General features: G+C 70.6%; 21 protein-coding genes. 8 read left to right on the top strand and 13 right to left on the bottom strand.

Annotation, left to right across the window (positions count from 1 at the left end):
- The first annotated feature begins 4 nt into the window (after window positions 1-4).
- The gene (locus tag WAE60_RS07265; protein WP_337685578.1) at window positions 5-742 is read left to right on the top strand and encodes a HesA/MoeB/ThiF family protein; all 738 of its coding nucleotides are present in this window, start codon (window positions 5-7) and stop codon (window positions 740-742) included.
- Here WAE60_RS07265 and WAE60_RS07260 read toward each other — a convergent pair.
- Together WAE60_RS07260 and WAE60_RS07255 are read right to left on the bottom strand one after the other, a co-directional pair.
- Entirely contained in the window at window positions 739-2,754 is a 2,016-nt protein-coding gene (locus tag WAE60_RS07260; protein ID WP_337685577.1) for an alpha/beta fold hydrolase, read from the bottom strand. The genes WAE60_RS07265 and WAE60_RS07260 overlap by 4 nt on opposite strands.
- A gap of 65 nt (window positions 2,755-2,819) precedes the next feature.
- The gene (locus WAE60_RS07255; RefSeq protein ID WP_029910147.1) at window positions 2,820-3,806 is read right to left on the bottom strand and encodes a D-glycerate dehydrogenase; all 987 of its coding nucleotides are present in this window, start codon (window positions 3,804-3,806) and stop codon (window positions 2,820-2,822) included.
- Window positions 3,807-3,908: 102 nt separating this feature from the next.
- On the opposite strand from WAE60_RS07255, the gene WAE60_RS07250 reads away from it, so the two are divergent.
- From WAE60_RS07250 to WAE60_RS07230, 5 genes are all read left to right on the top strand, one after another.
- Window positions 3,909-4,436, top strand: a complete 528-nt coding sequence (locus tag WAE60_RS07250; RefSeq protein ID WP_337685576.1) for an SH3 domain-containing protein — start codon at window positions 3,909-3,911, stop codon at window positions 4,434-4,436.
- Between the two features lie 91 nt (window positions 4,437-4,527).
- The gene (fabA, locus tag WAE60_RS07245; protein ID WP_029910152.1) at window positions 4,528-5,043 is read left to right on the top strand and encodes a 3-hydroxyacyl-[acyl-carrier-protein] dehydratase FabA; all 516 of its coding nucleotides are present in this window, start codon (window positions 4,528-4,530) and stop codon (window positions 5,041-5,043) included.
- A 68-nt stretch (window positions 5,044-5,111) separates the two neighbouring features.
- Window positions 5,112-6,329 carry a beta-ketoacyl-ACP synthase I gene (gene fabB, locus WAE60_RS07240; protein WP_029910155.1) on the top strand — a complete coding sequence of 406 codons (1,218 nt, stop codon included), beginning with the start codon at window positions 5,112-5,114 and terminating at the stop codon, window positions 6,327-6,329.
- A 30-nt stretch (window positions 6,330-6,359) separates the two neighbouring features.
- Window positions 6,360-8,315: a tetratricopeptide repeat protein gene (locus tag WAE60_RS07235; protein WP_337685575.1), complete on the top strand. Its 1,956-nt coding sequence runs from the start codon at window positions 6,360-6,362 to the stop codon at window positions 8,313-8,315.
- A 62-nt stretch (window positions 8,316-8,377) separates the two neighbouring features.
- Complete coding sequence (locus WAE60_RS07230) at window positions 8,378-9,193, top strand: enoyl-ACP reductase (RefSeq protein ID WP_029910162.1); 816 nt, start codon at window positions 8,378-8,380, stop codon at window positions 9,191-9,193.
- A gap of 42 nt (window positions 9,194-9,235) precedes the next feature.
- Here WAE60_RS07230 and WAE60_RS07225 read toward each other — a convergent pair whose 3' ends face one another.
- From WAE60_RS07225 to WAE60_RS07215, 3 genes are read right to left on the bottom strand one after another with little or no spacing between them, the layout of a single operon-like run.
- The gene (locus WAE60_RS07225; protein WP_029910164.1) at window positions 9,236-9,844 is read right to left on the bottom strand and encodes a TetR/AcrR family transcriptional regulator; all 609 of its coding nucleotides are present in this window, start codon (window positions 9,842-9,844) and stop codon (window positions 9,236-9,238) included.
- Window positions 9,844-11,448, bottom strand: a complete 1,605-nt coding sequence (locus tag WAE60_RS07220) for a DHA2 family efflux MFS transporter permease subunit (protein WP_029910168.1) — start codon at window positions 11,446-11,448, stop codon at window positions 9,844-9,846. The genes WAE60_RS07225 and WAE60_RS07220 overlap by 1 nt, the downstream gene beginning before the upstream one ends.
- Before the next feature lie 36 nt (window positions 11,449-11,484).
- Window positions 11,485-12,603 carry an HlyD family secretion protein gene (locus WAE60_RS07215; protein WP_029910170.1) on the bottom strand — a complete coding sequence of 373 codons (1,119 nt, stop codon included), beginning with the start codon at window positions 12,601-12,603 and terminating at the stop codon, window positions 11,485-11,487.
- Window positions 12,604-12,905: 302 nt separating this feature from the next.
- On the opposite strand from WAE60_RS07215, the gene WAE60_RS07210 reads away from it, so the two are divergent.
- The gene (locus WAE60_RS07210; protein ID WP_231499424.1) at window positions 12,906-13,034 is read left to right on the top strand and encodes a hypothetical protein; all 129 of its coding nucleotides are present in this window, start codon (window positions 12,906-12,908) and stop codon (window positions 13,032-13,034) included.
- Window positions 13,035-13,053: 19 nt separating this feature from the next.
- Here WAE60_RS07210 and WAE60_RS07205 read toward each other — a convergent pair whose 3' ends face one another.
- Genes WAE60_RS07205 through coaBC form a run of 3 tightly spaced genes read right to left on the bottom strand, consistent with a single transcriptional unit; the run spans window position 13,054 to window position 15,200 of the window.
- Entirely contained in the window at window positions 13,054-13,506 is a 453-nt protein-coding gene (locus tag WAE60_RS07205; RefSeq protein WP_337685574.1) for a VOC family protein, read from the bottom strand.
- Between the two features lie 28 nt (window positions 13,507-13,534).
- Window positions 13,535-13,993 carry a dUTP diphosphatase gene (gene dut / locus WAE60_RS07200; protein ID WP_337685573.1) on the bottom strand — a complete coding sequence of 153 codons (459 nt, stop codon included), beginning with the start codon at window positions 13,991-13,993 and terminating at the stop codon, window positions 13,535-13,537.
- A 13-nt stretch (window positions 13,994-14,006) separates the two neighbouring features.
- The gene (gene coaBC / locus WAE60_RS07195; protein WP_337685571.1) at window positions 14,007-15,200 is read right to left on the bottom strand and encodes a bifunctional phosphopantothenoylcysteine decarboxylase/phosphopantothenate--cysteine ligase CoaBC; all 1,194 of its coding nucleotides are present in this window, start codon (window positions 15,198-15,200) and stop codon (window positions 14,007-14,009) included.
- 152 nt (window positions 15,201-15,352) lie between these two features.
- On the opposite strand from coaBC, the gene WAE60_RS07190 reads away from it, so the two are divergent.
- A complete protein-coding gene (locus WAE60_RS07190; protein WP_337685570.1) occupies window positions 15,353-15,937 on the top strand; it encodes a hypothetical protein in 585 nt (194 codons plus the stop codon).
- A gap of 256 nt (window positions 15,938-16,193) precedes the next feature.
- Here the strand turns inward: WAE60_RS07190 and ubiB are convergent, their stop codons facing one another.
- From ubiB to WAE60_RS07165, 5 genes are all read right to left on the bottom strand, one after another.
- The gene (gene ubiB / locus WAE60_RS07185; protein ID WP_337685569.1) at window positions 16,194-17,699 is read right to left on the bottom strand and encodes a 2-polyprenylphenol 6-hydroxylase; all 1,506 of its coding nucleotides are present in this window, start codon (window positions 17,697-17,699) and stop codon (window positions 16,194-16,196) included.
- Window positions 17,700-17,786: 87 nt separating this feature from the next.
- Complete coding sequence (locus WAE60_RS07180; RefSeq protein WP_337685568.1) at window positions 17,787-18,278, bottom strand: hypothetical protein; 492 nt, start codon at window positions 18,276-18,278, stop codon at window positions 17,787-17,789.
- 51 nt (window positions 18,279-18,329) lie between these two features.
- Window positions 18,330-18,674 carry a YciI family protein gene (locus tag WAE60_RS07175; protein ID WP_337685567.1) on the bottom strand — a complete coding sequence of 115 codons (345 nt, stop codon included), beginning with the start codon at window positions 18,672-18,674 and terminating at the stop codon, window positions 18,330-18,332.
- A gap of 62 nt (window positions 18,675-18,736) precedes the next feature.
- Window positions 18,737-19,189 (bottom strand): ribose 5-phosphate isomerase B, encoded by a 453-nt coding sequence (rpiB, locus tag WAE60_RS07170; RefSeq protein ID WP_337685565.1) that lies wholly within the window; start codon window positions 19,187-19,189, stop codon window positions 18,737-18,739.
- A 23-nt stretch (window positions 19,190-19,212) separates the two neighbouring features.
- Window positions 19,213-19,971: a class I SAM-dependent methyltransferase gene (locus WAE60_RS07165; RefSeq protein WP_337685564.1), complete on the bottom strand. Its 759-nt coding sequence runs from the start codon at window positions 19,969-19,971 to the stop codon at window positions 19,213-19,215.
- Between the last annotated feature and the right edge of the window lie 159 nt (window positions 19,972-20,130).

Genomic DNA, 20,130 nt, shown 5'->3' with positions numbered 1-20,130 from the left:
CGCCATGAGCTTTTCCGAGGCCGAGGTCGAACGCTACGCCCGCCACTTGGTGCTGCGCGAGATCGGCGGGCCGGGCCAGCAGAAGCTGAAGGCCGCGCGGGTGCTGGTGGTCGGGGCCGGGGGGCTGGGCGCGCCCGCCGCCCTCTACCTGGCCGCCGCCGGGGTCGGGACCCTGGGCCTGGTCGACGCCGACACGGTCTCGCTGTCGAACCTGCAGCGCCAGGTGCTGTTCGCCACCGCCGACACGGGCCGGCCCAAGGTCGAGGCGGCGGCCGAACACCTGACGGCCCTCAACCCCCACCTGACCGTCGAGACCCATCCGGTATGGCTGGGTGAGGCCAACGCCCGCGAGCTGATTTCCCGGTATGACCTTGTGCTGGATGGCGCCGACGATTTCGCCACCCGCTTCGCCGTCAGCGACGCCTGCCTGGCCGAGGGCAAGACCCTGGTCAGCGGCGCCCTGGGCCGCTGGACCGGCCAGGTCGGGGTGTTCCAGGGAAAGCCCTGCTACCGGTGCCTGGTGCCGGAGATCCCGCCCGACGCCGAGACCTGCGCCCTGGTCGGGGTGGTGGGGGCCCTGGCCGGGGTGATCGGCTCGATGATGGCGCTGGAGGCCGTGAAGACGATCACCGGCGCCGGCCATACCCTGGCCGGCCGCCTGCTGATCTACGACGCCCTGGCCGCCGAGACACGCACGGTGCGGATCGGGGCGGATCCCGTCTGTCCCAGCTGCGGCGGCTAGGCCTGGGCGGTGTTGAACGCCGTTTCGATGTGGGTGATCGCCGCGCTGAGGATGGTCTTGGTGGTGAACCCGTCCCAGCCGCGGTGACCCACCCACTTGATGTCCAGCCGCTTGGCCGGATTTCCGGCGGCCTTCAGGGCCTTGGCCATGCGGTTGGATTGCTCGATCGGCACCACGCCGTCGTGCACGCCGTGGATCAGCATGACCGGCGCCGTGATCTCCTTGGCACGGAAGGCGGGCGAGCTCCTTTCCAGAAGCGCCTTGTCGGCGACGGGATCGCCGATCGTCTCGACGACATAGGCGTAGACCAGCGAGTCGCCGCCGTCTTCGCGCCGCGTATAGGCCACCATTTCCGGCAGGTCGCTGACCCCGGCGATCGAGACCACGGCGCGGTAGACCTTCGGGGTCTTCACCGCCCCCATCAGGGCCGCGTAGCCGCCGTAGCTGGCGCCGCAGATGGCGATGCGGCCCTGATCGATCCCGCCCTTGGCGACCACGGCGACCAGGGCGTCCTCGATGTCGTTCTGCATCTCCTCGCCCCAGCGCTTGCGCCCGGCGTCGGCGAATGCCTTGCCGTAGCCCGAGGAGCCCCGGAAATTGACCTGCAGCACGTACCAGCCCCGGGCCGCGAAGGCCTGGACGAACTGGTCGAAGCCGTAGGCGTCGCGCGCTTCGGGGCCGCCGTGCGGGAAGATCACGAGCGGGCGAGGCCCGACGGCCGCGTTGAGCGGGGTGGTCAGGTAGGCGGTCAGATCCAGGCCGTCGCGGCTCTTCAGCTTGAGGATCGTGGTCGGAGCCAGGCGACCGGTCAGCCAGGGCCTCATCTCGCCCAGCGGCGTCAGGGCGCCGGCGGGCTTGTCGTAGAGCCAGAGCGAGCCGGGCCGGGTGGGGCTGCTGGCGCTGATCACGAAGCGATTGTGGTCCAGGCTGACGTCGATAAAGCCCAGATTGACGTCGTTCTTGAAGTAGGACTGAAGGCCCCGGTAATGCGCCTTCAGGGCCTGGTCGAAGAAGACGTAGTCCTCGCGATCGTCGGTGAAGCTGGCCGCCAGGAGGCCGCCGCGCTCGTCCATCACCACGCTGTCGATGTCGCGATCGCTCCTGGAGGCCAGGACCTCGCCCAGCTGCAGGGTCTGCAGGTCGAAGCGCTGCAGCACCCGGTCGCCGCCGCGCTCATGCTGGGTGGTGACCAGCATGACGCCGGCCTCGGCGGTCGCGCCCACAACGTTGAAATCGGAGATCTGCTCCAGTTCGTTGCGGCGCAGTTTGCGATACAGCGTCCAGCGGGTCTGACCCGGGGGCCGGGTGTAGATCCAGACGATGTTGCCGCGCCGATTGGTGTCCAGGCGGATGACCGGCAGGCCGTTCTGGGTGAGCCAGCCGTAGGTTTCCTGGGCTCCGCGTTCGAAGAACACGGCCTCGCCGGTGTAGATGTCCACCTTGTAGAGCAGCAGGCAGCCCTTGTCGTAGTCCCAGGCCTGCATCAGCACGTTCTTGGGATCATCCACCAGCAGGTCGACGATCGAGCCCAGATCGGCCGCGCGCGACACGGGGCCGCCTTCCTTGCCGAACAGGACCGCCGAGTCCGCGCCGTCCAGACTGACCGACAGCACGCGAATTTGAGGCGAGGGGAAGAACAGTTCGCCATAGGTCTGGCCGGTGGGCGAACCGTCGAGGTTCTTGTGGATCAGCACCCAGATCAGCAGGCGCTCGTTGTTGGCCCATTCCAGCCGCTGGACGTCATAGTCGCCGATCAGCACGACGGTCGGCGGATCGCGTGGGCGATCGGCCGGTTGCAGCAGGACATAAGCCTTCATAAGCTCGCCCTTGCGCTCCATGCGCAGGCAGGCTAGCTGCCGGCCGTCGGGCGAAAGCGCCGCGCCAAGCAGGGTAGGCGGGGCCAGGATCTCTTCGAGGGTGGGCGGCGTGGGCGCCTGGGCGGTCGCGCCGCCGGCCATCGCCGCCAAAGGCGACGCCGCGGCGCCCGCCAGGATACGGCGTCTGGAAATCATGGTCGGCCCCCAACTCAACTTCGGCGAAAGAAGAGTTTCAGAACCGAAAGGTCAAGCCTGACCCGCTACAGCATCGACGGGATCACGCGGTCCGGCGGGCGGTGGCCGTCCATGAAGGTCTTCACGTTGACGATGACCTTCTCGCCCATGTCGACGCGGCCCTCGACGGTGGCCGAGCCCATGTGGGGCAGGAGCACGACGTTGGGCAGCTTCAGGAGCTTGGGGTTGATGGCCGGCTCGTGCTCGTAGACGTCCAGGCCTGCTCCGGCGATCTCGCCGCGCGCCAGCATGTTGGCAAGGGCCCCTTCATCGATCACCTCGCCGCGGGCGGTGTTGACGATGATGCTCTGCGGCCGCAGCAGCTTGAGCCGTCGGGCCGACAGCAGGTGGTAGGTGGCCGGGGTGTGCGGGCAGTTGACCGAGATGAAGTCCATCCGGGCCAGCATCTGGTCCAGGCTTTCCCAGTAGGTGGCCCCGACCTCCTCGGCGATGCGCGGGCTGACGGGCTTGCGGTTGTGGTAGTGCACCTGCATGCCGAAGGCCTTGGCGCGGCGGGCCACGGCCTGGCCGATGCGGCCCATGCCGATGATGCCCAGGCGCTTGCCCCATAGGCGGCGGCCGAGCATCCAGGTCGGCGACCAGCCGTGGAAGCCGCCCGCCTTGACCACCTCGGCGCCTTCGACCACCCGGCGCGAGGCGGCCATGATCAGGGTCATGGTCAGGTCGGCGGTGTCCTCGGTCAGCACGCCGGGGGTGTTGGTGACGATGATGCCCCGGGCGTTGGCCGTGGCGACGTCGATGTTGTCGACGCCGGCGCCGAAATTGGCGATCAGCTTGAGACGGTCGCCGGCCCGCGACAGCAGGCGGCTGTCGATGCGGTCGGTGATGGTGGGCACCAGGACGTCGGCCTGGTTCATCGCCTCGACCAGTTCATCGGCCGTCAAGGGTTTGTCGGTGACGTTCAGCTGGGTGTCGAACAGCTCGCACATCCGCGTCTCCACCGGATCGGGGAGTTTGCGGGTGACGATGACTTTGAGCTTGCGAGCTGACATGAGCGGTTCGAAAAGCCTTCGCCTGCTGGGTGTTTCCCCAAACGGGGTTTCCGGGCGGGTGTTCGAAATCTGTAGCAAAGGGGCCCCATGCGGCCAAGCAACATGCCGACGAATTGCAAACATCGTTCGCTCGGCGCCCCGGTGATCGCCGCGATCGGGTTGATCGCGCTCGCGGACGGGGCTCAGGCCCAAGCGCCGAAGGTCACGCCGTCGGGCATGGAGGTGCCGCGCTACGTGTCGCTGAAGTACGGCGAGGTGAACGCGCGCGTCGGGCCCGACGAGGCCCATCGCCTGCTGTGGATCTACAAGGTCCGGGGCCTGCCGGTGCAGGTGGTGGCCGAGACCCGCGAATGGCGGCGCATCTGCGATCCGGAAGGCAACCTGGCCTGGGTGCACAAGCGCACGACCGACGGCCGCCGCACGGCGATGCGGGTCCAGGCCACGCCGCTGCCGCTGCGCGCCCAGCCCAAGGCCGGGGCCCGCGTCACCGCCTATCTGGCCGGCCGGGCCACCGCCAATCTCGATCGTTGCGAAAAGGGCTGGTGCAAGCTGAAGGCCGACGGCGAATCGGGCTGGGCCCCGCAGGACCAGATCTGGGGCGCGGCCCCCGGCGCGCAGTGCAAGGAATAGGGCGTTTTCGCCCCTGGGCAGCGTTTGACGATCACAGGCGTTACCGAAAGTAACATTGAGGCGCGGCCCGCCGCCGTGCTAGGGCGAGGCCATGCAACAAAGTTCCTTCACCTACGACGAACTTCTGGCCTGCGGCCGTGGCGAACTGTTCGGCCCCGGCAACGCCCAGCTGCCCGCGCCGCCGATGCTGATGTTCAATCGCATCGTCCGCATCGAGGCCGAGGGCGGCAAGTACGGCAAGGGCTATGTCGAGGCCGAGTTCGACATCAATCCCGATCTCTGGTTCTTCGCCTGCCACTTCATCGGCGACCCGGTCATGCCGGGCTGCCTGGGCCTGGACGCCCTGTGGCAGCTGGTCGGCTTCTTCCTGGGTTGGTCCGGCGGTCCCGGCCGCGGCCGCGCCCTGGGCGTGGGCGAGGTGAAGTTCACCGGCCAGGTGACTCCGGACATCAAGAAGGTCACCTACAAGATCGACCTCAAGCGCGTCATCATGCGCAAGCTGGTGATGGGCATCGCGGACGGCGTCATGGAGGCCGACGGCAAGGTCATCTACGAAACCAAGGACCTGAAGGTCGGCCTGTTCACCGCCGATCAGATGGCGTCCTGACACCGTCGCAGGGTCGGCCGTCCTAGAGCCGACCCCTTCGGGATCAGGGGAAGAGAAGAGGATTATTCATGCGTCGCGTCGTCGTCACCGGACTGGGAATCGTCTCGTCCATCGGCAACAACGCCAATGAGGTGCTCGCCTCACTGCGTGAAGCCAAGTCCGGCGTGGTCTCCGCGCCGGAATACGCGGAACTGGGCTTCCGCTGCCAGGTCCACGCCACGGTCAAGCTCGACAGCTGGGAAGCTCTGGTCGATCGCCGCGCCGCGCGCTTCCTGGCGCCGGGCACCGCCTATGCGCACATCGCCATGGAACAGGCGATCGCCGACGCCGGGCTGGAAGAGGCCCAGATCTCCAACGAGCGCACCGGCCTGATCGTCGGTTCGGGCGGCCCGTCCACCCGGGTGATCGTCGAGGCGGCGGCCACGACCCAGGAAAAGGGTCCCAAGCGGATCGGTCCGTTCGCAGTGCCCAAGGCGATGAGCTCGGGCCCGTCGGCCGTGCTATCGACCTGGTTCAAGATCCGCGGGATCAACTATTCGATCAGCTCGGCCTGCGCGACCAGCGCCCACTGCATCGGCGCGGGCGCCGAGCAGATCCAGATGGGCAAGCAGGACATCGTCTTCGCCGGCGGCTGCGAGGAGCTGGACTGGACCCTGTCCAACCTGTTCGACGCCATGGGCGCGATGAGCAGCAACTTCAACGACCGCCCGGCCGTGGCCAGCCGCGCCTACGACAAGGACCGCGACGGCTTCGTGATTGCCGGGGGCGCGGGTATCGTCGTCCTGGAAGAGTACGAACACGCCAAGGCGCGTGGGGCCAAGATCTACGGCGAAGTCGTGGGCTACGCCGCCAATTCCGACGGCTACGACATGGTCGCCCCGTCGGGCGAGGGCGCGGCGCGCTGCATGAAGTTGGCCATGGCCCAGGCCGGCGGCCGGACCATCGACTACCTGAACCCGCACGGCACCTCGACCCCCGTCGGCGACAGCAAGGAGATGGGCGCTGTCCGCGACGTGTTCGGCGACAAGGCCCCGCTGATCTCCTCCACCAAGTCGCTGACCGGCCATAGCCTGGGCGCGGCCGGCGCGCAGGAGGCGATCTATTCGATCCTGATGCTGGACAACGGCTTCGCGGCCGAGAGCGCCAACATCGAGACCCTCGACCCCGAGTTCGCCGACCTGCCGATCCTGCGCGAGCGCTCGGACAAGCCGCTGACCACGGTCATGTCCAACAGCTTCGGCTTCGGCGGCACCAACGGCACGCTGATCTTCAGCAAGGCCGATTGAGCCTGACCGCTCGCCCCTGATGGCCCGGAAATGACCGCGCGCCAGGCCTTCGACCTCTACCAGGCCGGACGGCCGGCGGAGGCGGCGGCCTTGTGCGAGCGCCTGGTCCGGGACGATCCCGGCGCCATCGCCGCCTGGCACGTGCTGGGCGTGTCGCGACTGGCCCTGGGGCTGACGGTCGAGGCCCTCGAGGCGCTCGACGGGGCCCTGGCCCTCGATCCCGCCCGGTCCGGCGTCCTGTCGGCCCGCGCCGCCGCCCTGGTGGCGCTGGAGCGGTTCGAGGAGGCCCTGCCGGCCTGCGCCGCGGCCCTGGCGGCCGACCCCGACAATCCGCCGGTCCTGAACGCCCAGGGCGTGGCCCTCCGCCGCCTGGGACGTCCGGTCGAAGCCCTGTCGGCTTATGACCGCGCTCTGGTCCTGTCGCCGGGCTTCGGGGACGCCCTGTCCAACCTGGGGGCGGCCCTGACCGATCTCGGCCGGTTCGACGAGGCCCTGGCCGCCCACGATCGGGCCTGCGTGGCCGCGCCGCGCGACCCCAAGACCCTGGCCAACCGCGCGGCCCTGCTGACCCTGCTGGGGCGTCCGGTCGAGGCGGCGCGCGACCTGGAGGCGGTGGTCGCGCTCGATCCCCGCCATCCCCGCGCCCTGGGCGACCTGCTGCACGTCCGCCGCCAGGCCTGCGACTGGCGCGACGACGCGACCCTGCGCCGGGCCGTGCGGAGCGAGCTGGAGGCGGGCCGTCCCGCGATCAGCCCGTTCGCCGCCCTGTCGGTGTTCGACGACCCGGCCCTGCACCGGGCCTGCGCGGCGCTGGTCGCCCCGCCGCCCGTCGCGGCGCCGTCCTGGCCCGAGCGCTCGCCGGCCGCGCGGATACGCGTCGCCTATCTGTCGGCCGACCTGCACGACCACGCCACCGCCCGGCTGATGGCCGGCATGCTGGAGGCCCACGACCGGGCGCGGTTCGAGATCCTGGCCCTGTCCTACGGTCCCGACCTGGGCGGGGCCCTGCGCGGGCGGATCGACGCGGCGTTCGAGCGCCGGATCGACGTGCGCCGGATGTCCGACGCCGCCGTCGCCGCCCTGGCCCGCGAGCTGGGCGTCGACATCGTCGTCGACCTGAAGGGCTACACCCAGGACGGCCGTCCCGGGATCCTGGCCCACCGCGCCGCGCCGATCCAGGTCAGCTGGCTGGGCTATCCCGGGACCCTGGCCGCGCCCTATGCGGACTATGTGATCGCCGACGCGGTGGTGCTGCCGCCGGGCGCCGAGGCGGACTGGAGCGAGGCGGTGGTGCGCCTGCCGCTCTACCAGCCCAACGACGCCTTGGCCGAGCCCGACGGGCCCCCGCCGACGCGGGCCGAAGAGGGTTTGCCGGACGACGCCTTCGTGTTCGCCTGCCTGAACAACCCCGCCAAGATCACGCCCGAAGTGTTCGCCGCCTGGATGGCCGTGCTGGACGCCGCGCCGGGCTCGGTGCTCTGGCTCTACGAGGGCGGGCCCGGGGTCGTCGACAACCTGCGCGGCGAAGCCGAACGGGCGGGGATCGATCCCGGCCGGCTGGTGTTCGCCCGCCCGGTCCCGCCCGCCCGGCACCTGGCGCGGCAGGGGCTGGCCGACCTGATGATGGACACCTGGCCCTACGGCGCCCACACCACGGCCAGCGACGCCCTGCGGATGGGCGTGCCGCTGCTGACCCTGCCGGGACGAAGCTTCGCCAGCCGGGTGGGGGCCGGGCTGCTGACAGCGCTGGAGCTGCCCGAGCTGATCGCGCCGGATGCACAGGCCTATGTCGCCGAAGCCGCCCGCCTGGCCGGCGACCATGTCGCGCTGGAAGGCCTGAAGACCCGCCTGGACAAGGCCCTCCGCGAGACGTCGGCGTTCGATCCGGCCGCCTTCGCGCGGGGGCTGGAGCGCGCGTTCGAGGCCATGGTCCGGTTGCGCGCGGCCGGTTCGGCGGCCCGGAGCTTCGACATCGATCCCCTCTGAAAGGTTTCCCAGGAGGAAACCTCCTGCTAGCTAGCGCTCACGAATTCTAGGAGAGCCGACCAATGGCCGACGATTACGCATTCCCCAAGGGCGAGCTGATGCGGGGCAAGAAGGGCCTCGTCATGGGCGTGGCCAACCACAATTCGATCGCCTGGGGCATCGCCAGCCAACTGGCCGCCCAGGGCGCCGAGATGGCCTTCACCTACCAGGGCGAAGAGCTGGAGCGCCGCGTGCGCCCGCTGGCCGAGAGCATCGGCGTCAAGACGATGATCCCGGCCGACGTCACCGACGACGCCTCGATGGACGCCGCCTTCGCCGAAATCGAGAAGGTGTTTGGCACGATCGACTTCGTCGTCCACTCGGTGGCCTTCGCCAACAAGAACGAGCTGAAGGGCTCGTTCGTGGACAACACCACCCGCGAGGGTTTCCTGCTGGCCATGAACATCTCGGCCTTCAGCTTCGTGGACGTGGCCAAGCGCGCCAGCAAGATCATGCCGAACGGCGGCTCGCTGATCACCATGACCTATCTGGGGTCGGAGCGGACCATCCCGAACTACAACACCATGGGCGTGGCCAAGGCGGCGCTCGAGGCCTCGACCCGCTACATCGCCCGCGACCTGGGTCCCAAGGGCATCCGCTGCAACGCCATCTCGGCCGGCGCCATGCGCACCCTGGCCCTGGCCGGCATCTCGGGCGGTCGCGGCATGATCGCCCAGGGCCGGGCGTTCTCGGCGATGAAGGAAGACACCTCGATGGAAGGCGTCGCCGGCGCCGCCCTGTGGCTGGCCTCGGACCTGGGCCGCTCGACCACCGGCGAGGTGGTCCACGTCGACGCGGGCTTCCACATGATGGGCATGCCCGACGAGGCCGAAGCCTAGGATACGAAAAAGGCCCTCGCTTCTCCGGCGGGGGCCTTTCTTCTAGACGGCGTAGGCCTTCATGAACCGCTCGGCGGCTTCCCGGGCCAGGCGACGATAGTCGTCCGGCGTCTTGTCGGACGGCAGGCGCAGCAGCGAGCGCATCTGGGCCTGGCCCATGACCATGCCGGAGAACAGCTCGGCGGCCTGCTCGAAGTCCTCGACCTTCATCCGGCCCAGCTCGGTCTCGGCCTTGAGGAAGGCGGCCAGCTGGCGGCGGGCGCTGAGGGGGCCGGCCTCGTAGACCTCCTGGGCCACGTCGGGCATCTCGCCCGCGCCCAGCATGACCACCCGCATCATCGAATAGCTCTTGTTGGTGATCACCGTGTCCAGCAGCGAGAGGGCGTAGGCCTCCAGGGTCTCGGTGGGATTGTCCACGGCGCCGGGGTCGCGAAGCGGGGCGGTGATCGACTCCACGCGGCGGTGCATCAGGGCCCGCATCAGCTCGGCCTTGGAGCCGTAGTGGTTGTAGACGGTCTGCTTGGACACGCCCGCCCGCTTGGCGATCGCCTCCATGGGCGCGCCCAGGCCGCGCTGGCCGATCACCTCGACGGCGGCGTCGAGGATGGCTTCGGTCTTGGCGACGTCAATCTGTCCGGCGACTCTGGGCATCAGTGGGCGTCCGAGGGCGGGGGAGGGGCGTTCTTGGCCGGCTTGGCCAGCAGCGAGACGATGGCCGCCAGGAAGCAGCCGTAGGCCAGCAGGGTGAAGCTGTCGCCGAAGGCCAGCACCGTGGCCTGCTGGCTCAGCATGCCGCTGATCGCCTTGCGCGCCGCGCCGTCGGGATCGGCCACGCCCAGTTGCTGCATGCGCGCGGCCAGGCCCGCCATCATCCCGGCCGCATTGCTGCCTTGGCCGACCTGGTCCGACAGGCCCATGTAGTAGAGCGCCGTCTGGTTGGTGATGGTCGTGGCCAGCAGGGCCAGGCCCACCGCCCCGCCGGTGTTGCGCGACAGGTTCACCAGGCCCGAGGCGTTCTTGACCATGCTGGGCGGCAGGGTGCTCATCGTCACCTGCTGGGTGGCGATCATGGCGATCATCACGCCGACGCCGCGGCAGGCCTGGACCCCGGCGAACTGCCAGAAGCCCCAGTCCTTGGTCACGCCGTGGGCCATGTACATGCCGAAGCCGGCCAGCATGAAGCCGATGAACATCGGCACGCGCGGGTCCATCTGGCGGACCAGGCGGCCGGCGATCGGGCCGGTGGCGAACATCGACAGGCCCGAGACCACCATGGTGGTGCCGACTTCCGACGCGGAGTAGTGGCGCACCCGGCCCAGGAACTGCGGCAGCAGGAAGGTGCCGCCGAACAGGCTGGCCCCGGACACGGCCGTCATGGCCACGCCGATGCTGAAGTTGCGGTTGGCGAAGGCCCGCAGCTCGACGATCGGGTTGCGGTAGCTGAGCGAGCGCCAGATGAAGACCGCGCCGGTCACCACGGCCGTCACGGTCAGGGCCAGGATGCCGCTGTCCTCGAACCAGCCGTCCTTGGAGCCTTCCTCCAGCACGAACTGCATGCTCATCAGGAAGACGGCCATGACCGCCAGGCCGAACCAGTCGAAGCCCTTGGCCAGGCTGGGGTCGCCCTTGTCGAACTGGCCCCAGCGGGCCACGCCGAACAGCACGATCAGCCCGGTCGGCACGTTGATGAAGAACAGCCAGCGCCAGCTGAGCCACTCGGTCAGGTGGCCGCCCAGGGTGGGGCCGACGGTCGGGGCCAGGGTGACGATCAGGCCCATGATCACGCTGGCCGTCACCCGCCGCTCGGGCGGGAAGGCGGTGAAGGCCACGGCGAACACCGTCGGGATCATCGCCCCGCCGATGAAGCCCTGCAGGGCCCGCGTCAGGATCATCATGTCGATCGACGAGGAAAGGCCCGTCAGCACGCTCATGACGATGAAGCCGGTGCACGAGATCAGGTAGACGCGCTGGGTGCCCCACAGCCGCGACAGATATCCCGACAGCGGGATCATCACGACCTCGGGGATCAGGTAGGCGGTCTGGATCCAGCTGACCTGGTCGGCGCTGGCGCCGACCCCGGCCTGGATCTGCGGCAGCGAGGCCGCCACGATCTGGATGTCGAGGATGGCCATGAACTGGCCGATGACCATGGCCCCGAAGCCGAGGAACAGCTTGCCCCAGTCGACTTCAGGCGCCGCCGCCGGCTTGGGCGGGGCTGCGGTCTGGGTTCCGGCGGGGAGGGCGGCGTCGGCCATGGCGGCGATCCTGCTACGGTCTTTGGCCAGGGCGCCTTAGCGCGCCTGGCCTCCCGTCTGGTCCTTCTGGGCGTACTGGCCCGCGTCCGGCAGGCCGGCCTGGGCGAAGGTCGGACCCGAGCGGTCGCGCACGTCGACCTTGACGTCGACCGACAGGCCGGGGCGCAGGGCCGAGCCCAGCTCCGACTTCTCGACGATGATCTTCACCGGCAGGCGCTGGGTGATCTTGGTGAAGTTGCCCACGGCGTTCTCGACCGGGATCAGGGCGAACTCCTGGCCGGTGGCCGGGGCGAAGCTGTCCAGCTTGCCGTGGATCACCGTCTTGCCGAAGGCGTCGGCCTTGATCTCGACCGGCTGGCCGACGCGCAGGCGGGCCACCTGGGTTTCCTTGAAATTGGCGACGACATAGCCCTGACCGACCGGGACGATCGACATCAGGGCCACGCCGGGCTGCACCAGCTGGCCGGGGCGGACGCTGCGGGCGCCGACCACGCCGGCGGCGGGCGCGCGGATCACGGTGCGGTCCAGGTCGATGCGGGCCTGTTCGACGGCGGCGCGGGCCGCGGCGGCCTGGGCCACGGTCTGGGCGCGGGCCGAGCCCAGCGACTCCGCCGCGCGGCGTTCGGCTTCGAGGGCGGCCTGGGCGCTCTGGACGGCGGCGGCCGACTGGGCGGCGCTGGCCTGGGTGGTCTGGACCTTCTGGGTCGAGACCCAGCCCTGCTTGGCCAGGGCGTCGTAACGGATCAGGTCGGCCTTGGCGCGGCCCTGGTCGGCCTGGGCGCTGGCGACGCCGGCGGCGCGCTGGGCGATCATCGCCTGCTCCAGGGCGGCCTTGTCGTCGACGCCCTTGATGGCGGCTTCCAGGGCCTGGGCGTTGGCGATGGCCTGGTCCAGCTTGGCTTGCAGCGGGGCCGGATCGATGCGCGCGACCACCTGGCCGGCCTCGACCCGCTGGTTATCGGCCACCAGGACCTCCGCCACGTAGCCGGAAACCTGCGGGCTGACCTGCACGGTGTCGGCCTGGACGAAGGCGTTGTCGGTGCTCTCGTAGCGCTGCTTGTCGACGAACCACAGTCCGCCGCCCACGACCAGGGCGGTCAGGGCGACACCGCCCACGATCAGGGGAACAAGCTTCTTCTTCGACGCGACGGCCATGGACGTGATGATCCTGAAAACAACTTGATTGGCCGGGGCGATATATCGGCGCTTCGTCCCGGGCAAGGGATAAATGGACGCACCCGTCCAAAAATCAACCGGACCCGGCGCGAAAGTTCGAAGCCGCGTCAGCCTGTGGCGCCGCGGTCGCTATCGGCGTTGCCGGAGCGTGTCTTCACCGCCCTTTCTCGCGGAGGGCGAATCACCTCTTAATCTTCGGGCGCCGGCGCAACCGGGGGAGCCGCGCGCGCGTATTTCCAGGGACGGAGCCGTTCGCTCCGCCCGTCATCGAGGAAGCGCCCATGAACGCCCCGACGCACGATCGCGGCCCCTTGTCGATGTTCCGCCCCGTCCTGTGGCTGGCGGCCGCCGCCTTCGCGGCCGGCTTCGGCGGCTACCTGATGATGTCGCCCGCCCTGCACGCGGGCTGAACGCGCCTCTCGACCGACCTCAGCCGGCGGACTTGGGGAAGCGCGTGGTCCAGCCGGGCGGCGGCGGCCCGGCCGCCTCGGCGATCCGCTGGTTGAACGACCAGGCATGACCCTCGTGATCGGCCGCGTCGTAGCTGCGGTCGCCGAAGAAGAACGTCTCGGGCTCCCGCAGGATCGTCGCGCCCGCCGCCCGCGCCCGGGCGCAGTGGGCGTCGACGTCCTGCAGGATCCTGAACCGCACGCCCTGGGTGGCGGCGCCGACCGTCCTGGGGCTGCGCAGCCATGGCCGCTCCGGCCCGACGGCGACGACGGTTTCGCCGAAGCCGATCTCGGCGAACACCACCCGCTGGGCGTCGTCCCGCACGACCATCCGGGTCTGGAACCCGAAGGCGGCCTCCAGCCAGGCCAGGGCCCGCTCGGGGTCCTCGTAGACCAGCTCGGCGGTGACTTCGATCTCCTCCGGTCCGGCCATCGCGTTCCCCGTTCTCGCCCTGTTCGGCCTAGCGTCCGCCGGTCGAGCCGAAGCCGCCCGCGCCGCGCGCCGTCTCGTCCAGGCTGGTCGTCAGGCTCCACGAGGCCTGGACCACGGGGGCGATCACCAGCTGGGCGATGCGGTCGCCGCGGCGGATGGTGAAGTCCTCCTCGCCCAGATTGATCAGGATCACCTTCACCTCGCCGCGATAGTCGCTGTCGATGGTGCCGGGGGTGTTCAGGCAGGTGACGCCGTTCTTGGCGGCCAGGCCCGAGCGCGGCCGCACCTGGGCCTCGAAGCCCAGCGGCACGGCGAAGGCCAGGCCCGTGGGCACCATGAAGCGCGAGCCCGGCTTCAGCACCAGGGGCGCGTCCTCGTCCACGGCCGCCCGCAGGTCCATGCCGGCCGCGCCGTTGGTCTCGTAAGCGGGCAGGGGCAGGCCCTGCGCGTGGGCCAGCTGGACGACGGGGATGTGCGGTGCGGTCATGAAAGGCTCGTTTCTAGAGGTATTGGGCTATGCGTTGGGCGAGGTCGTGGGCCACGGAGTCCTTGGCGGCCCGCGTCCAGCGTTCGGTCTTGTCCTTGGAGATCAGCAGGACGGCGTTCTCGTCGCCGCCCATCACGCCGGGCTCGGTGACGTCGTTGGCGATGATCCAGTCGCAGCCCTTGCGCGCCAGCTTGGCGCGGGCGTGGGCCTCGACGTCGTTGGTCTCGGCCGCGAAGCCGACCACCAGTTTCGGCCGCTTGGGGCCAGACGCGGCCAGGGTGGCCAGGATGTCGGGGTTCTCGACGAAGGTCAGGGCCGGCGGCCCGCCCTTGTCCTTCTTCAGCTTGGTCCCGAAGACCTCGTCGATGCGCCAGTCGGCGACGGCGGCCACGAAGACGCCGACATCGGCGGGCAGGGCGGCCTGGCAGGCGGCCAGCATGTCGCGGGCGGTCTCGACGTCGACCCGGTCGACGCCCAGGGGCGTGGGCAGGGACACCGGTCCGCTGACCAGGGTGACCCGCGCGCCCAGCTTGGCCAGGGCGCCGGCGATGGCGTAGCCCTGCCGGCCGCTGGAGCGGTTGGTGATGCCGCGCACCGGGTCGATCGGCTCGAAGGTGGGGCCGGCGGTGACCAGGGCGTGCTTGCCGACCAGCGGCTTCGCGGCCGGCCCTTCGAGGGCGGCCATGATCGCTTCGAAGATCACCGGGGGCTCGGCCAGGCGGCCCGGACCGAACTCGCCGCAGGCCATGGCGCCCTCGTCGGGCCCGACGAACAGCACGCCGTCCGTCTTCAGGGTCTCGATGTTGCGCTGGGTGGCGGGGTGCAGCCACATCCGCACGTTCATGGCGGGGGCCATCAGCACCGGCTTGTCGGTGGCCAGCAGGGTGGTGGACGCCAGGTCGCCGGCCAGGCCGTTGGCGCACTTGGCGATCAGGTCGGCCGTCGCGGGGGCCACCACCACCAGGTCGGCCGAGCGCGACAGCTCGATATGGCCCATCTCGGCCTCGTCGGTCAGCGAGAACAGATCGCTGTAGACCTTGTCCTCGGCCAGGGCCGACAGGGAGAGGGCGGTGACGAACTCGGCGCCAGCCTTGGTCAGGATCGGCCGCACGCCGACGCCGGCTTTGCGCAGCAGGCGCGTCAGCTCCAGCGCCTTGTAGGCGGCGACGCCGCCGCCGACGATCAGAAGAACGCGCTTCTCGGTCATGTCATCGGCCTCCGGGCGTCTCGCCCTCAGGCGCATAGAGCGACGCGGCGCTCAGCGTAAGCCCCCTCGCGCAAAAACCTTAACAGGGACTCGACATCCGTTCCGTCTTCGTTCTTAATCGTCAAAGTAGAGGAAAAGCTCGGAGATCGATCATGACGGTACGGTGCGCGTCCTGGTTTTCCGCCCTGGCGGCCGCGGGCCTCGCCCTGGCGCTCGCGGCCTGCGACGGCGGCGCTTCGGCGGTGAAGGCGCCCAAGGGGGGCGGCGTCGCCTCGGCGGCCGAACCCGCGTCCGACCGCGACGCGCCGTCCTTCAATAGCGGAGCCTATGAAAGCGGGTCCACCCGGCCGGACCCGCGCGACGCCCCGGTCCGCAAGGTGGCGGGCAAGCCGATGTGGGCCGCCAACCGCACGCGGACGGCGGAGGAGAACGCCCAGCGCGGCTTCGAGCGCTACGGCGCCGACTTCGCCGCCGCCGATGTCGACGACTATGTCCGCAAGACCCACGCCTTCGTCAGCCATCCGCCGGCGGGGGCGGAGACCCTGCAACGGGCGAACGGCGACACCCTGATCTACGACCCGAAGGGCAATGTCTTCGCGGTGGTCACCAAGGCCGGGGCGCCGCGCACCATGTTCAAGCCCGACGACGGCGCGGCCTACTGGGCCACGCAGAAGTCCAACCAGACCCGACGGACCGCCGCCGCGCGCGACCGGACGTCCGGCCCCAGCGACAGCTAAGTCATCGCCATCGCTCAGGCGCGCCTTGGGGGAGGCGCAAGGGGAGGGCGGCGCCTGGCGCGTCTTCCCCGCCACCCGGTCGGCCCGGCGGCGATCGGGACCCAGGGGCGGTGCGGGGCCGCCCCTGGGCGCTTGGCGTTGACGCCCTCTCCCAGAGGGAGAGGGAGGGACCCGCGCGAAGCGGGGGAGGGTGAGGGGCTATGGCGTCGGCTAGGCGTGCGGTAGGGCGTCGGCGAGTAGGCAAGGTGACCCGGCCCTAGCCCAGCCAGACGCCCGCCGCGAACGCCAGGCTCGCCACCGCGGCCCCGGCCAGGAACCACAGCAGCGGTCGGGCCGGACGGGGTTCGACCACGGCGACCGCCGGGGCGGGCGGCGTCTCGGCCAGGCGGGCCAGGGCCCTGATCGCCCGGGCGGCCTCGTCGGCGAACTCGCGGACCTTGGCGGCGGGCGACAGTTCGCGGGCGATCCAGCGGCGCACCACCGGGTCGGCGGCGGCCCATAGGTCGTGGGTCGGGTCGATGCGGCGGGCCACGCCCTCGACCGTGACCATGGTCTTCTGCAGCAGCACCAGCTCGGGGCGCAGGGCCATGTCGAACAGGGCGGTGATCTCGAACAGCTGGGCCAGCAGCCTGCCCATCGACACGTCGCTGGCGTCGCGGCCGAACACCGGCTCGCCCACCGCCCGCAGGGCCTGGGCGAAGGCGTCGCGGTCCTGGTGGGCGGGCACGTAGCCGGCGTCGAAATGGATGGCCGCCACGCGCGGATAGTCGCGGTTGAGGAAGCCGTACAGGATCTCGGCCAGGTACTTGCGTTCGGCGGGACCCAGGCGGCCAAGGATGCCGTAGTCGACCGCGACGATCGAAGCGGGCGCGCTGACGAACAGGTTGCCCTCGTGCAGGTCGGCGTGGAACAGGCCGTGGTCCAGGGCCTGGGCCAGGAAGCCCCGGGTGACGGCCTCGGCCAGGGCCTTGCGGTCCAGGCCCGGCTGTTCCAGGGCGGCGGCGTCCGACAGCGGCAGGCCCGCGGCCCAGGTCAGGGTCAGGAACCGCTTGCCGACGCCGTCCCAGACGACATCCGGCGCGCGCATGTAGGGATCGGCCTTCATGGCCTCGCCCAGCTCGGCGCAGCCGGCGGCCTCGAAGCGCAGGTCCAGCTCCAGGTCCAGGGCCCGGATCACCACCTCGACGAACTCGCGGGGCCGCAGCCGGCGGCTGGCCGGGACCAGGCGCTCGGCCACGGCGGCGGCCAGGCGCAGGGCGGCGGTGTCCTGGGCGACCTGGCGTTCGACGCCCGGCCGCAGGACCTTCACGGCCACCTTCGTCCCGTCCGCCAGGGTCGCCGCGTGGGCCTGGGCCAGGGAGGCGGCGGCGATCGAGGGCTCGAAGTCGGCGAACAGGGTGTCGACCGGCCGGCCCAGGCCCCGGGCGATCTCGGCCTTGGCCACGTCCAGCGGGAAGGCCGGCAGGCGGTCCTTCAGGTGCGACAGGTCCTCGGCGAAGGCGGTCCCGAAGATGTCGGCCCGGGTCGACAGGAACTGGCCCATCTTGATCGCAGCCGGCCCCTGGCGCTCCAGCACCCGCGCCAGACGCTCGCCCGGCCGGCCCTTGCGCGCCGCGCCGCCCGCGAACAGCCGCGAGGCCCGCCCGACCAGGCGCGCCGACGGCGGCAGGATGGGCTCCAACTCGCGCGGGACCAGGGCGTCGGCCCGGATCAGGGCCCAGCCGGCGGCGATCAGGCGCAGAGACGCGGCGACCCGGCTCATGCGGCGGAGGTCTCGATCGACAGGCGGCGGGGCGAAGGCGGGATGGATCTCATGTCCCGGCCTGAAAGCCCGCTCCGCGCGCTCCGGTCAAGGCCGCTTTCGCCACCGGCCCGGCGCGAACCACGAAAAGCGGCGCTGGAGACCGCTTTCGGCTTTGGCGGAGCCCGGCGCGGATCGCTGGAGCGACCAACCCGCGGCGACGCATTCGATGGTTTCGTCGCGAAAATAGAAGAGGAAGTGTCGCGCCTCCGACGTGTCGGGAGCGATGATTTCCCAGTCCAGGGCATCGGCGCGCGGCTCGACCGGCGTGATCTCGTAGAATTCGCCCCAGCTGGGGGCCTGGCCGCTGAACCGACCTTGGCCGGCGAACCACGCATGATCGTTCGTCGCGTCCCAGCGCCAGCGACAGCAGCCCTCGAACCGGAGCGTCGCCGTTTCCCCGTCTTCCGCCTCGTGGGCCTGGGCGTTCAGGAGGAAGCGGAGCTCCAGGGCGTCGCCGGCGACCGTGGACTGCAGGCTCGGCGCATTGGGATCGGCGTTCCAGTCGGGATTGAGATGCCGGAAGGACAGGGGTGTCATGCCGGAAGACTGCCCGGGATGGGGCCGGCGATCCACCCCCGCCCCGAGCGCCTAGCCCTTGGCGTCCGGCGCCGGGTCGAGCGGCCAGACCTCGACGACGCCCTGCGCCACCGCGCAGGGGCTGCGGGCCGCGATCGCGATGGCGGCGTCCAGGTCCGGCGCCTCGATCAGGGCGAAGCCGGCGATGGGCAGGGCGGCGGACAGGAACGGACCCGCCGTCACCTCCACCCCGGCGGCGTCGGGGTTGCGCACCTGCACGGGCGCGCCGGCCATGCCCATGACGTCGCCTTCGCGCACCTGTTCGGCGTCGGCCGCGTGGGCCGCGTCCCGCACGGCCTTCGGCGTCCGGTCGTAGCCGGACCTGTCGCCATAGCCGATGGTGATGGACCGGGGCATGCGGGTCTGAACGCGAAGGTCCGCCGACGGTTCTCGACGAGCGTGCGTTCGCCGCCGCTCGATCAGCGCGGGTCGAGGGAAAACGGCGGCGCGCCCAGCTTCTCGACGCGCGGCCCGTGGCGGCCCCCGGCGAACGCGGTCGCGAGGAAGGCCGCGATGCAGGCCTTGGCCGTCTCGAGCTCGACCAGGCGGGCGCCCAGGGCGAGGACGTTGGCGTCGTTGTGCTGGCGGCTGAGCGCCGCGGACACCGGCTCGCTGACCAGGGCGCAGCGGCAGGCCGGATGGCGATTGACCGCGATGGAGACGCCGACGCCGGAGCCGCACAGGACGACGCCGCGTTCGGAGCGGCCGCTGGCGACCTGCTCGGCCAGCCTGTAGCCGAAATCGGGATAGTCGGCCGGCGCGTCGTCCTGGGAACCCAGGTCGGCCACCTCGTGGCCTTCGCCCGCCAGCCACGCGGCCAGATCGGCCTTGAGCGCGATCGCGGCGTGGTCCGAGGCGATGGCGATGCGCATGGGTCCCGTCGATCCCGACCGCCCTAGAGCGCCCAGCCCTGGTGCATGGCCGCGACGCCGCCGGTGAAGTTGGTGACCGTCACCCGCTTGAAGCCGGCGTTCTCCATCATCCGCGCGAAGGTCTTCTGGTCGGGGAAGCGGCGGATGCTCTCGACCAGGTACTGGTAGGCGTCGCGGTCCTTGGCCAGCCACTCGCCGAACTGCGGGATCAGCTTGAAGGAATAGGTGTCGTAGATCTTCGCCAGGGCCTCGGTCGTCGGCTTGGAGAACTCCAGGCAGATGAACCGGCCGCCGGGCTTCAGCACCCGCCGCGCCTCGCGCAGGGCCGCGTCGATGTCGGTGACGTTGCGGATGCCGAACGAGATCACATAGGCGTCGGCATAGGCGTCGGGCAGCGGCAGGCGCTGGGCGTCGCCGACGGTCCAGGTGATCTCGGGCGCGCCGCCCTTCTCGATGCCGGCGCCGATCATCTCGGCGTTGTAGTCGATGATGTTGATCAGGGCGTCCGGGCCGCCCCGGCGCTCCTGGGCCTGGCGCGCCATCTTGGCGAAGCGGCGGGCCATGTCGCCGGTGCCGCCGGCGCAGTCGATGATGATCTCGCCCGGCTGCGGGTTCAGGCGCGCGGCGACCGCGTCCTTCCAGAGCCGGTGCACGCCGCCGCTCATCACGTCGTTCATCAGGTCGTAGTTCTTGGCGACCCGGTCGAACACCCCGCGCACCAGCCCGGCCTTGGCCGAGGCGTCGACGTCCTTGAATCCGAAGGTGGCGGAGGCCCTGGTCATGCGTTCGCTCGATATCGTCCGGCTTGTGTCGTCCGGCTCTTATAACCGTCAGCGCCTGCCCGTCACCGGTTTTGCTTGGGCCGGGCCTAGGAACCGGGCGCGCGATGGCCGATATCTGGCGCCCCCCACCGCCTTTGAAGCCTTCCCAGCCGAGGTCCC

The organism is Caulobacter sp. CCG-8, assembly GCF_037402475.1.
Taxonomy (GTDB): Bacteria; Pseudomonadota; Alphaproteobacteria; order Caulobacterales; family Caulobacteraceae; genus Caulobacter.
The sequence above is the reverse complement of the archived record's forward strand: the minus strand, read 5'-3'. Positions and strand labels throughout refer to the sequence as shown.

Excerpts from the sequence above, each read along its gene's own strand:
- WAE60_RS07265 (WP_337685578.1), top strand. The coding sequence starts at position 5 with ATGAGCTTTTCCGAGGCCGAGGTCGAACGCTACGCCCGCCACTTGGTG.
- WAE60_RS07260 (WP_337685577.1), bottom strand. The coding sequence starts at position 2,754 with ATGATTTCCAGACGCCGTATCCTGGCGGGCGCCGCGGCGTCGCCTTTG.
- WAE60_RS07255 (WP_029910147.1), bottom strand. The coding sequence starts at position 3,806 with ATGTCAGCTCGCAAGCTCAAAGTCATCGTCACCCGCAAACTCCCCGAT.
- WAE60_RS07250 (WP_337685576.1), top strand. The coding sequence starts at position 3,909 with ATGCCGACGAATTGCAAACATCGTTCGCTCGGCGCCCCGGTGATCGCC.
- fabA (WP_029910152.1), top strand. The coding sequence starts at position 4,528 with ATGCAACAAAGTTCCTTCACCTACGACGAACTTCTGGCCTGCGGCCGT.
- fabB (WP_029910155.1), top strand. The coding sequence starts at position 5,112 with ATGCGTCGCGTCGTCGTCACCGGACTGGGAATCGTCTCGTCCATCGGC.
- WAE60_RS07235 (WP_337685575.1), top strand. The coding sequence starts at position 6,360 with ATGACCGCGCGCCAGGCCTTCGACCTCTACCAGGCCGGACGGCCGGCG.
- WAE60_RS07230 (WP_029910162.1), top strand. The coding sequence starts at position 8,378 with ATGGCCGACGATTACGCATTCCCCAAGGGCGAGCTGATGCGGGGCAAG.
- WAE60_RS07225 (WP_029910164.1), bottom strand. The coding sequence starts at position 9,844 with ATGCCCAGAGTCGCCGGACAGATTGACGTCGCCAAGACCGAAGCCATC.
- WAE60_RS07220 (WP_029910168.1), bottom strand. The coding sequence starts at position 11,448 with ATGGCCGACGCCGCCCTCCCCGCCGGAACCCAGACCGCAGCCCCGCCC.
- WAE60_RS07215 (WP_029910170.1), bottom strand. The coding sequence starts at position 12,603 with ATGGCCGTCGCGTCGAAGAAGAAGCTTGTTCCCCTGATCGTGGGCGGT.
- WAE60_RS07210 (WP_231499424.1), top strand. The coding sequence starts at position 12,906 with ATGAACGCCCCGACGCACGATCGCGGCCCCTTGTCGATGTTCCGCCCC.
- WAE60_RS07205 (WP_337685574.1), bottom strand. The coding sequence starts at position 13,506 with ATGGCCGGACCGGAGGAGATCGAAGTCACCGCCGAGCTGGTCTACGAG.
- dut (WP_337685573.1), bottom strand. The coding sequence starts at position 13,993 with ATGACCGCACCGCACATCCCCGTCGTCCAGCTGGCCCACGCGCAGGGC.
- coaBC (WP_337685571.1), bottom strand. The coding sequence starts at position 15,200 with ATGACCGAGAAGCGCGTTCTTCTGATCGTCGGCGGCGGCGTCGCCGCC.
- WAE60_RS07190 (WP_337685570.1), top strand. The coding sequence starts at position 15,353 with ATGACGGTACGGTGCGCGTCCTGGTTTTCCGCCCTGGCGGCCGCGGGC.
- ubiB (WP_337685569.1), bottom strand. The coding sequence starts at position 17,699 with ATGAGCCGGGTCGCCGCGTCTCTGCGCCTGATCGCCGCCGGCTGGGCC.
- WAE60_RS07180 (WP_337685568.1), bottom strand. The coding sequence starts at position 18,278 with ATGACACCCCTGTCCTTCCGGCATCTCAATCCCGACTGGAACGCCGAT.
- WAE60_RS07175 (WP_337685567.1), bottom strand. The coding sequence starts at position 18,674 with ATGCCCCGGTCCATCACCATCGGCTATGGCGACAGGTCCGGCTACGAC.
- rpiB (WP_337685565.1), bottom strand. The coding sequence starts at position 19,189 with ATGCGCATCGCCATCGCCTCGGACCACGCCGCGATCGCGCTCAAGGCC.
- WAE60_RS07165 (WP_337685564.1), bottom strand. The coding sequence starts at position 19,971 with ATGACCAGGGCCTCCGCCACCTTCGGATTCAAGGACGTCGACGCCTCG.